The 15,122-nt window shown below is 62.3% G+C and carries 2 protein-coding genes; both read right to left on the minus strand.

All coding sequences use genetic code 11. The features are described 5' to 3' along the window. Nucleotides 1-9: 9 nt before the first annotated feature. Nucleotides 10-8,637, minus strand: coding sequence for a non-ribosomal peptide synthetase (locus QRN20_RS13540; protein ID WP_285360562.1), 8,628 nt, complete (start codon nucleotides 8,635-8,637; stop codon nucleotides 10-12). A gap of 1 nt (nucleotide 8,638) precedes the next feature. Further along, complete coding sequence (locus QRN20_RS13545) at nucleotides 8,639-15,109, minus strand: non-ribosomal peptide synthetase (protein WP_285360563.1); 6,471 nt, start codon at nucleotides 15,107-15,109, stop codon at nucleotides 8,639-8,641. Nucleotides 15,110-15,122: the final 13 nt, after the last annotated feature.

Raw genomic sequence — 15,122 nt, forward strand, 5'->3', positions numbered from 1 at the left:
AGCAACAGATCACATCCTCAACCGCGCCAGCAGCCCATCCAGAAACGCATCGGCAATCACCACGTTGTCGTGACGCTGATCAACCACGCTTGAACTCGCCAGCCCGTTCACTGAGCACTGTTCGAGCAATACCCGCTCAGCCTTGGCGATCTGGTCGGGCTGGCGGCTTTGTCCGGCCCACCAGCAATCGACTTTGACGTTCAACCGTTTCAGGGTGAAGGCTTCGCTCAGGCGGGCGTTGGCGTCGAGCAGGCGGTAGCCGGTTTCGATTTCGTCCTGCACGGCAATGTCCTGGAACACGCTGCGCAGGCTGTCGGCACTCATCCCGGCGTCGTGTGCAACCTGATCGACCACCCGATCAATCACCTCGCTTTCGCTTGAAACCGACTGCCGGGCCGTTTCGATCAACTGGACAATGGCCTCTTCCTGCAAGCCCGGAACAAAGGCCTGAAGGCTCTTGATCAGGCTGCGGTAGTAGTTCTCGTCCTGCTTCTGGCGAGTGACGTCCGGCGCTTCCTCGACCCACTCCATGCCGACGGAAACGGGCAGCTGGGTATCCACCAGCCCCACGAACTCAACGATTTCGCCTGCGCTTTCCAGACAATGCGCGACGTCGATAGCCAGTGCGCCGCCCATCGACCAGCCCAGCAGGCTGTAAGGCCCGACCGGCTGGGTGTTGCGAATCTGCTCGACGTAGTAATCGACCATCTCTGCCCATGACGTATCGAACCAGCCCGGCACCACGTAGGCCTTGTTGACCAGCCCGTACACCACGCGGTGGTCAGTCAGTTTTCCGGCCAGCGGATAATAGGAGTATGTACCGCCGCCGCCCGGCGGCAGGCAGAACACCGGCGTGCGGGTCGAGCCACTGGCGTTCATGGCAATGACTGCCGATTTGACCTTCGCCTCGCCAGCGCGCATGAAATCGGCCAGCTCGCCCAAGGTCTGCATCAGCAGGAAATCATGCAGCTTGATCGACACATCGAAGGTCTCGCGAATCCGCCCGGCCAGTGAAACCGCCAGCAGCGAGTGTCCGCCCAAGGCAAAGAAGTTGTCGTTCAATCCAACCTGTTCAACCTGCAGCACCTGTTCCCAAAGCGCAGCCAGACGCCGTTCGAACTCGCTACGCGGCGCCACGTAACCCTGCGCACGGCCTGCTTCAGGCTTGGGCAGAGCGCGGCGGTCCAGCTTGCCGTTGGCGGTCAGCGGCATGGCGTCGAGCAGCACGAAATGCGCAGGCACCATGTAATCCGGCAGGTTGGCCTTGAGCTGTACTTTCAGCGTTTCACGCAAGGCCTCTGCGTCCTGATCCGCATCGTTCGGCACCAGATAGGCCACCAGTTGCTTGCCGGTCGGTCCGTCGATATCGATCACGCTGGCTTCGCGCACGGCCGAGTGTTCAAGCAGCCGCGCTTCGATTTCACCCAGTTCGATGCGCAACCCGCGAATCTTCACCTGATGGTCGATACGCCCGGCGTATTCGATCACGCCTTCATGGCGATAGCGTGCCAGATCGCCCGTGCGGTAAAGACGACCACCACCCTGTTCGTCGAACGGGTCCGGCACAAAGCGTTCGGCCGTCAGTGCGGCGCGGTTGTGATAACCCCGCGCCAGACCGACGCCACCCAGGTAAAGCTCCGCCGCCACGCCGGGTGCGGCCGGCAGCAGGCCGTCGTCGAGGATATGGGTCTTGAGGTTGTCGATGGGACGACCAATCGGCACGCTCAGCACATCGTCCGGCGAACAGGTCCAGTGGGTGACGTCGATGGCTGCTTCAGTCGGACCATAGAGGTTGTACAGGCCGACTTGTGGCAAGCGTTTGAGCACCTGCCCGGCCAGTTCCGCTGGCAAGGCTTCGCCGCTGCACACCACGCGTTTCAAGCTGCGGCAGCTTTCCACCTGCGGATGAGTGAGAAAGGCCTGAAGCATCGACGGCACGAAGTGCAACGTCGTGACCTGATGCTGCTGAATGGTCTGCACCAGCCGCTCTGGATCACGATGATCACCCGGCAACGCCACGGCCAGACGTGCACCGGTCAGCAGCGGCCAGAAGAATTCCCAGACCGACACGTCGAAGCTGAACGGGGTTTTCTGCAGCACGGTATCGCTCGCATCCAGCGCATAGGCCTTTTGCATCCAGTGCAGGCGATTGACCAACGCACGGTGGCTGTTGCCCGCGCCCTTGGGTTTGCCGGTCGATCCCGAGGTGTAAATCATGTACGCCAGATTGAGCGGATCCGTCAGGTTGACCGGGTTGGCGGTGCTATAACCGTCCAGCCAGTCGCCGTTCTGATCCAGGCACAGACTCTGCACCCCGGCAGGCATCGGCAGACGCGCCAGCAGCGGCGTCTGGGTCAGCAAAAGGCCGATTCCGCTGTCCTGCATCATGTAGGCCAGCCGGTCTTCGGGATAATCCGGGTCCAGCGGCACGTAGGCACCGCCTGCCTTGACGATGGCCAGCAGGCCGATCACCAGTTCCAGGCTGCGCTCGACGCAGATGCCCACTCGCACGTCAGGGCCGACGCCCGATTCACGCAAACGGTGAGCCAGCTGGTTGGCGCGGGCGTTGAGTTGCGTGTAACTCAGTTGCTGCTCGGCAAAGATCAGTGCAGGCGCATCCGGCGTTGCCAGCACCTGAGTCTCGATCAGCGTATGAATGCACTGTTCGCTCGGGAAGTCCGCAGCCGTATCGTTCCAGTCGCGCAATACCTGCCGCTGCGCAGGCTGATCCAGCAGCGCCAGCTCACCAATCGCGGCCTGTGGGTCGCGAATCAGCGCCTGCAACAGGTGCTGGAGATGCGCCGACAATTGCACCACGTCGGCTTCGCTCAGGCTCTGTCGGGCGTAACTGAAGCGCATCGACAGGGTCTGGCCCAGATTGACCACCAGCGTCAGCGGGTAATGAGTCTGTTCCTGCGTATGCAGGCCGCCGAAGACCAGCCCCGGCGGCGCGGTCTGTTGCAACGCGTCGGAGACCGGGTAGTTCTCGAACACCAGAATGCTGTCGAACAGCGCATCACCGCCACTGCGCGCCCAACGCTGAATGTCGTAAAGCGGCGTGTGTTCATGTTCGCGCAGGGCCAGATTCTTGGTCTGGACCTGCTGGACCCAGTCGGCCACACGCTGTTCGGGACGCGGGCTGGCGATCACCGGCAAGGTGTTGATGAACAGGCCGAGCTGTTCCTCGACACCCGGCAACTCGGCAGGACGCCCCGCCACCGTTGCACCGAAGGTCACGCTGGATTGCCCGGTGTAGCGTTGCAGCATCAGCAGCCAGGCCGACTGCACCAGCGTATTGAGGGTTACACGCTGTTCGCGGGCGAACTCGCTCAATGCCTGTGTGGCGTGCGCGTCGATCAGTTGCAGGTGATCGCCCTGCCCGGCCTCGCCCGGCTGCGACTTGAAGCTCTGCATCAGGCGGGTCGGCTCATCCAGCTCCGCCAGTTGTCCGGTCCAGAAACGTTCGCTGAGCGCCGCGTCCTGACGTTGCAGCCATTCGATGTAATCGCGATAACGGCTGGTCTGTCTTGCCGGCGTCTGTCCGCCGTAACGCTGCAACACTTCGCCCAACAGGCGCGAGCTGCTCCAGCCGTCCATGAGAATGTGGTGGCTGGTGTAGACCAGCTGATGTTTATCTTCTGCGGTGCGCAATACCGTCAGACGCAGCAACGGCGCCTGAGTCAGATCAAAACCCTGTCGACGGTCCGCATCGGCCCAGTCATCCAGCCATTGCGGCGTCTGGCCTCTGGCATCCACCTCGGCGAACGGCATCGGCACTTCGCGCAACACCACCTGCAATGACTGATCCAGATGGCTGACGAAACCGCTGCGCAGCACTTCATGGGTATTCAGCGTGGCCTGCCAGGCCGCCTTGAAACGCGCGACGTCCAGACCGCTGACTTCGACGCGCATCTGGTTGATGTAGTTGCCCGCCTCCTGCTCGAACAGGGTGTGGAACAGCATGCCCTGCTGCATCGGCGCCAGCGGGTAGATGTCTTCGATGTCTCGGGCCGCCATCGGCAGGCTGTTCAGTTGTGCCTGAGTCAGACGGGCCAGCGGGAAGTCGGACGGCGTGACACCGGCCACGCCTGACGCCGTGCAGTGCGCGATGAGCTGTTGCAACTCCAGTGCGTAGTCGTCGGCCAGACGTTGTACCGTGCCGGTCTCGAACACCGCGCCGCTGAAACTCCAGCTCAGGCGCAGTTCGCCACCGTACACCTGACCGTTGATGCTGAGGGGCGCAGCCAGTGGCGCTTCGGCACTTTGCGAGGCGCCCGCGCTGTCAGCCGATGGGACGAACAACGCGTCCTGCGCATCGAAACTGCCGTCGAACTGGCCCAGATAATTGAAGACGATGCTGCCCTGCGGCAACAGTTGCAGCGCATGACGCGCGGCGTCGTTGCCCAGATAGCGAAGCGCGCCATAACCGATGCCCTTGTCGGGCACCGCGCGCAATTGTTCCTTGATGGCCATGATCGAATCGGAAAACGAGTCCTGCGGTGACAGCCTGACCGGGTACAGATTACTGAACCAGCCAACGGTACGACTGAGGTCCAGCGTTTCGAACAGGTCCTCACGGCCATGACCTTCCAGACGAATAAGCACGTCGGACTGTCCGGTCCAGCGGCTGATCACTCGGGCGAGCGCTGTCAGCAGCAGGTCATTGATCTGGGTGCGATAGGCCGCTGGTGCGTCCTGCAGCAGTTGCCGGGTCAGTTCGTTGCCCAGTTGCGTGACCACAGAGGTCGCGTGTTTCTGCTGCTGCCCGCCCTGTGGGTTGTCGCAGGGCAACGCGTCGCTGGCGCCCTGCAACTGGTTCTGCCACCAGGACCGTTCCTGCTCCAGCGCAGCGCTCTGCGCATGGGCCTGCAGGTGTTCGACCCAACTTTTGAGGGAACTGGTTTTACTCGGAAGCGCCAGGGTTTGTCCTGCGGCAATGGACTGATACACCTGTTGCAAGTCTTCCAGCAGCACACGCCACGACACGCCATCCACCACGAGGTGGTGAATGACCAGCAGCAGGCGTTGCTCGTTCTGCGGCAGATTGACCAGCACGGCGCGCAGCAGCGGTCCGTTTTTCAGATCAAGGCTGCGTTGTGCCTCGTCGGCCAGTTCGGTCAGGCGTTCGCTGTCGTCCAGCTCATGCGTCCACAGCACATCGCGAGTATTCAGCGCGCCAAACGTGGCATGCCATTGCCCGTCCTGCCGAGAGAAGCCCAGACGCAGCGCGTCGTGATGTTCGATCAGCGCTGTCAGCGCGCTTTGCAGCAGCGTTGCGTCCAGAACCGTATTGGGCTTGAGCGTCACCGCCTGATTCCAGTGATGACGCTCGGGAATCTCCAGTTCGAAGAAGCGCGCCTGAATCGGCAGCAAGGGCAGCGAACCGCTGACCTGCTCCACCGTAGCGGCAGGCTTCTTCTGAATGAGTTTCGCCACCGACGCCAATTGGCCGATGGTCTGCTTTTCGAACAACTGCTTCGGGCTGAGCTTGATGCCCTGACGCTTGGCGCGGGCGATGATTTGCAGACTGAGGATCGAGTCGCCGCCCAGTTCGAAGAAGTTGTCGGTGCTGCCCACCTGCTCCAGCTTGAGCACATCGGCCCAGACCGCGGCGAGCTTTTCCTCGATCTCGCCGACCGGTGCGGTGTAGCGTTGTTTGACCACGCCCGGTCTGGGCAAGGCGCGTTTGTCGAGTTTGCCGTTGGCGGTCAGCGGCAGACGCTCGAGCATCAGGATTTGCGCTGGCACGAGGTATTCCGGCAGGCGTGCGGCCAGTTGTTCGCGCAGGGTTTCAGCGCTTACCGACGCCACGCACCAGGCCACCAGTTGCAGACGCGACTCATCGCTGTCCAGCGGCTGGGCCAGCACCACCGCTTCGGCGACGCCTTCCAGGGTTTGCAGCAACTGCCCGACTTCACCGGGCTCGACGCGATAGCCACGGATTTTCACCTGATCGTCAGCGCGACCCAGATACTCCAGCACGCCGTCCACCCGGCGCGCGCGGTCGCCTGCACGGTACAGGCGTTTGCCATCGGCATCCGGGTCCGGCACGAAGCGTTCGGCAGTCATCGCCGCACGGCCCAGATAGCCTTGCGCCAGGCCTTCGCCGCCCAGGTACAGCTCGCCGACGACACGCTCGGCGACCGGGTTCAGGTAGGCGTCCAGCACCCGCGCCTTGCCGTTGGCCAGCGGCTGGCCAACAGGGACACTGCGGCAGGCGGACAACTTTTCAGCCACTTCGTGGGTGAGGATGCCGACCGTGGTTTCGGTCGGGCCGTAGTGGTTGACGATCCGGCAGCCCGGCTTGAGCGAGCGAACCTGCTCGATCAAGGCCCAGGAACTGGCTTCTCCACCCAGAATCAGCATCTGCCTGGGCAACACATCGGCGGGAATTGCGGCCTGTAGCAGACCTTGCAGATGGCTTGGAACGATCTTCAGCACGTCCACCTGATGCTCGGCCATGTAGCGGGCAAATCCGTCGGGATCGAAGGCCTGTTCGTGGGACAGCAGGTGCAGTGTGCGACCGGAGGCCAGCGCGCCGAACAGCAAGGTGTGACCCAGGTCGGCCGCTACGGTAGAGACCATCGCCATGCTCGCCTGTGCATCGAGCGACAGGCGCGTCAGCACGGACTGCACGTAATTGGCCAGCGCGCCGTGGCTGATCACCACGCCCTTGGGCTGGCCGGTGGAGCCTGAGGTGTAAATGATGTAAGCCGGTTGCTCGGCCTCGACCTGGACAACCAGCGCTTCATCGGCGCAATCGGCCCACTGCATCGCATCGAACGCCAGCACCGGGCAGACGCCAAGCAGTGCGGCCTTGTCGTTGTCCGCAGCATGAATCAGCAATGCCGCGCCGCTGTCCCTGACCAATTGCTGCAAGCGCTCGGCGGGCTGCGAGGTGTCCAGCGGCAGGTACACCGCACCGAGTTTCAGCACCGCCAGCAGGCTGACCACCCACTCCACGGAGCGGTCCTGACACAGCGCAATCGTCATGCCTGCGCCGATGCCCTCGGCTTGCAGATAGCGAGCGAAACGGTTGGACTGTTGTTCCAGTTGCGCAAAGCTCAGCGTCTGTTGGCCAACCCGCACGGCCGTTTTGTCACGTCCGTTGTGCAAGCCGTTCTGCCAGAGGCCGAGGAAGTCGGAGCAGGCGAAATCCAGCGACGTTTCGATAATCGGCAGCGAACCTGTGAGCGGCTGATCCGCCAGACGACGATCAACATTCGTCACCAGCGCCTGCAACACCTCGCGCAACGCGTCAGCGATACGCTCGATGGTGCGAGCCTCGAACAGGTCGGTGGCATAGGTGAAGTAACCGCGCAGGCCATCCGGTGTGTCGGTGAAATCGAAGGCCAGATCGAAGCGTGCATCGCTTGCGCCCACCGGAAACTCGCTGACGCTCAGCCCGGTCAGGCTCTGGCGCGAGGCGTCGGCCTGATCGGCAGCGTAGACGTGTTGGTTGATCTTGAACTGGAACAACGGGTTGTGGCCCAGATTGCGCTCTGGGGCCAGGGCGTCCACCAGATGCTCGAACGGCAGTTCCTGATGCGACTGCGCGCCGCTCACCACCTGTTTCACCTGATCCAGCAATGCCGCAAAACTCTGGCGCTCGTCCACCTGCACGCGCAGCACTTGGGTGTTGATGAAGAAACCGATCAGTCCTTCCAGTTCGCTGCGGGTACGTCCGGCATTCGGTGCACCGATGCGAATATCCGCCTGCCCGCTGAAGCGCGACAACACCACCGACAGCGCCGCCAGCACCTGCATGAAGATCGTCTGGCCACGGCTGCGGGCCAGGGTTTTCAACTGTGTCGACAGGTGTTCCGAGAGATCGACACGCACGGTCGCGCCACGATGGCTGGGCTGCAACGGACGCTCATGGTCCAGCGGCAGGGTCAGCACCGGGTGCTCACTGCCCAGTTGCTGCTTCCAGTAATCCAGCTGCCGCTCGCCCTCCCCGGCTTCCAGCCAGGCGCGCTGCCAGATCGCGTAGTCAGCGTATTGAATCGCCAGTTCAGGCAGGGTTGCGGCCTGCCCAAGGACGTGCGCCTGATACAGCTGCACGAATTCACGGATCAGCAATTCGCCCGACCAGCCATCGGACACCACGTGATGCAGGCACACCGTCAGCACGTGTTCGGCGTCGCTCAGTTGGAACAGTTTGACCCGCAGCAACGTACCGCTGAGCAGATCGAACGGCTTATGCAGTTCGGCACGTACCTGCGCCTCAATCTGCTCTGCCTCGACACTGACGCACTCCAGGGCAACGTTGCCCTGCGGCAGAATTTCCTGATGAAACTCGCCGTCTTCGGAGACGAACCGGGTGCGCAGGGTTTCGTGGCGCTGCACCAGTTGGTCGAGCGCGGCGCCGAGCGCCTGCGGGTTCAGCGGGCCATTCAGACGCACTGCCAACGGCACGTTGTAGGCGATGTTGCGCGGCTCCATCTGCCAGAGAAACAGCATGCGTTGCTGTGCGTACGACAATGGAATGCGGGCAATCTCATGGCGGGTCACGGCAATCGGCAGCAGCCTGAAGCTCTGTCCGGTTTCATTCATCTTGCCAAGAATCTGACGACGCTGTTCGACGGGCAAACCGACGAAACGCTGGGCGATACGCGCTGCTGCAGACTGGTCCATGTCAGATACCCGCCATTTCGTTCATCATTTTCTCGATATCGGACAAGCCGTCCTCGGTCAGCGACAGGCCGCTCTGGGCGAACGCCTGGATAAATTCGTTCAGTTGCGGTTTCTCGAAGATCAGCCGCAACGGGATGTCGATGCCCAGTCCCGAGTGGATTCTGGACACCAGTTGCGTGGCCAGCAGCGAATGGCCGCCCAGTTCGAAGAAGTCGTCGGTCAGCCCAACTCGCTCGACCTTCAACACCTCGGCCCAGATCGCCGCCAGTTGTTGCTCCTGTTCGGTGGCCGGTGCCACGTAAAGGCGTGCCGCTTGGCCGGACTGCGGTTTCGGCAAGGCCTTGCGGTCCAGCTTGCCATTGGCCGTGAGCGGCATCCTGGCCAGCCAGACAACGTGATGAGGCACCATGTGGTCCGGCAATGTTTCCTTGAGGAACGCCCTGAGCCTGTCCCGCAGACCTTCAACGTCCGGGTTCTGATCGTTCGTCACCACATACGCGGCGAGCTGCTTGCCGGACGGGCCTTCGATGTCGATGACTACTGCTTCCTGAACGGAAGGGTGTTCGAGAAGGCTGGCTTCGATTTCACCCAGTTCAATGCGCAACCCGCGAATCTTCACCTGATGGTCGATACGCCCGGCGTACTCGATCACGCCTTCCTGGCGATAGCGCGCCAGATCCCCGGTGCGATACAGACGACCACCGCCCTGCTCGTCGAACGGGTCCGGCACGAAGCGTTCGGCCGTCAGCGCGGCGCGGTTGTGATAACCCCGCGCCAGCCCGACGCCGCCCAGGTACAGCTCCGCCGCCACGCCGGGTGCGGCCGGCAGCAGGCCGTCGTCGAGGATATGGGTCTTGAGGTTGTCGATGGGACGACCAATGGGCACGCTCAGCACGTCGTTCAGCGAACAGGTCCAGTGCGTGACGTCGATGGCCGCTTCGGTCGGGCCATAGAGGTTGTACAGGCCGACTTGTGGCAGGCGTTTGAGCACCTGCCCGGCCAGTTCTGCAGGCAGTGCTTCGCCGCTGCACACCACGCGTTTCAGGCTCTGGCAGCTTTCCACCTGCGGATGAGTGAGGAAGGCCTGCAGCATCGACGGCACGAAGTGCAAGGTCGTGATCTGATGCTGCTGAATGCTCTGCACCAGCCGCTCAGGGTCGCGATGATCACCCGGCAACGCCACGGCCAGACGCGCTCCGGTCAGCAGCGGCCAGAAGAATTCCCAGACCGATACGTCGAAGCTGAACGGGGTTTTCTGCAGCACCGTGTCGGTTTCGTCCAGCGCGTAGGCCTTTTGCATCCAGTGCAGGCGGTTGACCAGCGCACGATGGCTGTTGCCCGCGCCCTTGGGTTTGCCGGTCGATCCCGAGGTGTAAATCATGTACGCCAGATTGAGCGGATCCGTCAGGTTGACCGGGTTGGCGGTGCTGTAACCGTCCAGCCAGTCGCCGTTCTGATCCAGGCACAGACTCTGCACTTCGGCAGGCAACGGCAGACGCGCCAGCAGCGGCGTCTGGGTCAGCAAAAGGCCGATACCGCTGTCCTGCATCATGTAGGCCAGCCGGTCTTCGGGATAATCCGGGTCCAGCGGCACGTAGGTACCGCCTGCCTTGACGATGGCCAGCAGGCCGATCACCAGTTCCAGGCTGCGTTCGACGCAGATGCCCACTCGCACGTCCGGGCCGACGCCCGATTCACGCAAACGATGAGCCAGCTGGTTGGCGCGAGCGTTGAGGTGCGCGTAACTCAGTTGCTGCTCGGCAAAGATCAGCGCTGGCGCATCCGGCGTTTTTTGAACCTGAGTCTCGATCAGCGTATGGATGCACTGCTCGCTCGGGAAGGCCGCAGACGTGGCGTTCCAGTCCAGCATCTGCTGGCGTTCGGCGTCGTTCAGTATCGGTAGTTCGGCTATACGCTGGCCGGGATTGGCGCAGATGGCCCGCAACAGGGTTCGCCAATGCCCGGCCATGCGATCGATGGTGCGGCGATCGAACAATGCAGTGGCATAGGTCATGCCCGCGCTGAGCCCACCGTCGTGTTCGGCGGTGTTCAGGGTCAGGTCAAACTGCGCCGGGTAGCTGTCGAGCTCGACGGTTTCAACCTGTAGGCCCGCCACACCGCGCACCTCGGCGCTGGCCTGGTTCTGGTGGTTGAACATGACCTGGAACAACGGGCTGTGACTGAGACTGCGATGGGGTTGCAGGGCTTCGACCAGTTGTTCGAAAGGCAGCTCCTGATGCGCCTGGGCCTGCAGCGCGGTCTGTTTGACCTGTTGCAGCAACTCGTTGAAAGTCGTGTGCAGATCAAATCCGGCACGCAGCACCTGAGTGTTGACGAAAAAGCCGATCAGGCCTTCGGTTTCAGCCCGGGTGCGGTTGGCAATCGGCACGCCGACCCTAATATCGGGCTGACCACTGTGGCGATGCAGCAGGCTCTGAAACGAAGCCAGCAGCACCATGAACAGGCTCACGCCCTGCTGACGGGCCACTTTTTTCAGACCGTCGATCAACGCCTCATCCAGCTCGATGGCGAGTCGCGCCCCGGCATGGCTTTGCAGCGCCGGACGCGGCCGGTCGGCGGGCAGTTCCAGAATCGGTTGTTCGTCACCCAATTGCTGTTTCCAGTACGCCAGCTGTCGCGCCTGCTCGCCCGCCTCCATCCAGTTGCGTTGCCAGAGCGCGTAATCGGCGTATTGCAGGCTCAGCTCGGCCAGTTGCGCGTCGCGGCCCTGACTGAAGCCTTCGTAGAGACGCACCAGTTCGTTGACCATGATCGGCATCGACCAGCCATCGGAGACGATGTGGTGCTGGGTCAGGATCAGTAGGTGCTCATCGCTGCGCAGATTCAGCAGCTTGACGCGCAGCAGCGGGCCTTGCTCCAGATCGAACGGACGCTGCACTTCGTGCTGCATGACCACTTCAACACCCTGCCCGCTCGGCAACTGCTCGACCGTCAGCGTGAACGTGCGGGCCGGATGGATGATCTGCACCGCCTGCTCGCCATCCTGACGAAACGTGGTGCGCAGGGTTTCATGACGGGCGATCAGCGCGCTGAAACTGTTTTCCAGCGCTGCGATATCCAGTGGGCCGCTCAGGCGCAGTACGGCAGGCATGTTGTAGGCCGTGCCTTGCGGGTCGAGTTGCCAGAGAAACCATTGACGCTGCTGGGCGTAAGACAGACCCAGCGGCTGGCTGCGGTCGGCCTTGACGAACGACGGCACGCTGGCGGTCTGCCCCTGACCGGCACACTGCGCGAACGCGGCCAGATCCCGCGCTTCGAACAGATGACGCAGGGACAGCTCGACACTGAGGTGCTGACGAATGCGCGAAATGACCTGTGTGGCCAACAACGAATGCCCGCCCAGCTCGAAGAAATTGTCGGTACGACCGACCTGCTCAACCTTCAGTACGTCGGCCCAGATCGCGGCCATTTGCTGTTCCAGCTCGCCTTCAGGCGCGACGTACTGCGCCTGCAATTGGGTGGCATCCGGAGCGGGCAGTGCCTTGCGATCCAGCTTGCCGTTGGCGGTCAGCGGCATGGCGTCCAGCAGCACGAAATGGGTCGGCACCATGTAGTCCGGCAGATGAGCTCTCAGTTCGCCCTTCAGGACCTCACGCAGGGTGTGCGGGTCCTGCGCAGGGTCGTCCGGCACCAGATACGCCACCAGTTGCCCGTCCAGCGCCAGCACAATCACTTCGCGCACCTGGGCTTGGCCCTGCAGATGCGCTTCGATCTCGCCCAGCTCGATGCGATGGCCACGGATCTTGACCTGATGGTCGATACGCCCGGCGTATTCAATGATTCCGGTCGCGCGATAACGCGCCAGGTCGCCGGTGCGGTACAGGCGTCCGCCGTTCGTTGAAAACGGATCGGGCACAAAGCGTTCAGCGGTCAGCGCAGCGCGGTTGTGATACCCCCGCGCCAGCCCCGCATGACCGATGTGCAGTTCGCCGCTGCAACCTTGGGCGACCGGATTGAAGTCGGCATCCAGTACGTACCACGACAGGTCAGGAATGGCCTCGCCGATGGGACTCGCAGGGTTGTGTGTGTCGGCCTGAGTGATCGGCCGATAGGTGACGTGAACCGTGGTTTCGGTGATGCCGTACATGTTGATCAACTGCGGCGTCTGATCGCCAAAGCGCTCGAACCACGGCGTCAGGCTGGTCACGTCCAGCGCTTCACCACCGAAGATTACAGAGCGCAGCGCAAGAGGCTTCGCGCTCTCGCAGGCGACGTGCATCAACTGCTTGAACGCCGACGGCGTCTGGTTCAGCACAGTGACCTGCTGCTCGACCAGCAAGGCGTGGAAGTCTTCCGGCGAGCGGCTGGTTTCACGCGGCACGATCACCAGTCGGCCGCCATGCAGCAGCGCGCCGAAGATTTCCCAGACCGAGAAGTCGAAGGCAAAGGAATGGAACAGCGTCCAAACGTCACGTTCGTTGAACGCAAACCAGTCGTCCGTGGCGGCGAACAGACGCATCAGGTTGTGGTGCGCGAGCAACGTGCCCTTGGGTTTTCCAGTCGAGCCTGAGGTGTAGATGACGTAGGCCAGATTGTCCGGTGTCGTATGGTTGATCAGGTTTTCAGCGCTGTAATCGTCCAGCGCGGCTTCGATGAACAGGCACTGCACGTTCGCCGGGACCGGTAAGCCATTCATCAGATGATTTTGAGTCACCAGCAGCTGGATGCCGCTGTCCTGCATCAGGAAACTCAGCCGGTCCTGCGGGTAATCCGGGTCCAGCGGCACGTAAGCGCCACCGGCTTTGAGGATTGCCAGCAGGCCGACGATCATGTCCAGACTGCGCTCGGCCGCCAACCCTACGCGCACGTCAGGGCCGACACCCTGCTCGCGCAGTTTGTGGGCCAACTGATTGGCCCGTTGATTGAGCTGGTCGTAGCTCAATTGCTCACTGCCAAGACTCAGGGCAATGGCCTGCGGTGTTTTCAACACCTGAGTTTCAAAGCGCTGATGCGCGCACTGCTTGGTCGGATAAGCCTTCAGACCGGCATTCCAGCCCTGCAAGGTCGCCTCACGCTCATCGGTGCTCAGCAACGGCAGGTCGGCAATGCGCTGCTGCACATCGTTCGTCATGGCTTGCAACAGGTTGCGCCAGTGGCCCGCCATGCGCTCGATGGTGGACGCATCGAACAGGTTGGTGGCGTAGATCAGTGATGCGCCAAGCCCGTCCAGACGCTCGCAGGTGTCCAGCGTCAGGTCGAACTGGGCGGTGTGTTTGTCGGACAGCTGATACTCGAGACGCAGACCCGCCAGTTCGCGGGCTTCGTTGCGGGACTCGGTCTGGTGGTTGTAGGCGACCTGAAACAGCGGGCTGCGACTCGGGTCGCGTTCCGGCTGCAGGGCTTCGACCAGTTGCTCGAACGGCAGGTCCTGATGGGCCTGAGCCTGCACGGCAGTCTGTTTGATCTGTTGCAGCAGTTGGGCCACGGTGGTCTGCGCCGAAAACTCGGCCTTGAGCACCTGAGTGTTGACGAAGAAACCGATCAGCCCTTCGGTTTCGCTGCGGTTGCGGTTGGCAATCGGCACGCCGACACGTACATCGTCCTGCCCGCTGTAGCGATGCAGCAGGGTCTGGAACGAGGCCAGCAACAACATGAACAGGGTGATGCCCTGCTCACGGGCAAGGGCCTTGAGGCGATTCAGCAGCGCGGCGTCCAGTTCGACATTCAAGCGTGCGCCATGAGGATTGCGCATGGCCGGACGTGGACGGTCGGTGGGCAATTCCAGCACGGGAGACTGATCACCGAGCTGATTTTTCCAGTATTCCAGCTGCCGTGCCTGTTCACCCATCTCCAGCCAGTTGCGTTGCCAGATGGCGTAGTCAGCGTACTGGATGGGCAGCGGCTCACGCTCGATCGCTCGCCCCAGGCTGATGGCCTGATAACCCTGCAGCAGTTCCTCGACCATGATCGGCATCGACCAGCCGTCGGAGACGATGTGGTGCTGGGTCAGCACCAGCACGTGTTCTTCATCGGCGACCTGCAGCAGCCTGACGCGCAGCAGCGGTCCGTGTTGCAGATCGAACGGCTGCTGCACTTCGTGATCGACGTAGTCCTGAACCGATTGGCCATCGGCAAGCCGATCAACGTTCAGTAAAAAGGCCGACGCCGGATGCACAACCTGAAGCGCTTCGTCCCCCTGTTGCTCGAAGGTCGTGCGCAGGGTTTCGTGACGCTCGATCAGCGCTTCGATACTGCGACGCAGCGCTTCGATGTTCAGCGGGCCATGCAGCCGCAAGGCCAGCGGAATGTTGTAGGCCGCGCTGTGCGGCTCCAATTGCCAGAGAATCCATTGCCGTTGCTGGGCGAAGGACAGCGCTGCCGGTTCCAGCGTCTCCCTCGGGAAGATCGGCGTGACCCCGTAAAGATTCACCCCCTGACGCTTGAGCAGGACCGCCAGCGCCTTGCGTTCACGGGGGGACAGCGATTTAACGGAGTCAAGCAACTGGTGCACGGGTGTCTCTCCT

Origin of the sequence: Pseudomonas sp. fls2-241-TYG-175 (genome assembly GCF_030209155.1) — a bacterium.
Lineage (GTDB): Bacteria > Pseudomonadota > Gammaproteobacteria > Pseudomonadales > Pseudomonadaceae > Aquipseudomonas > Aquipseudomonas viridiflava.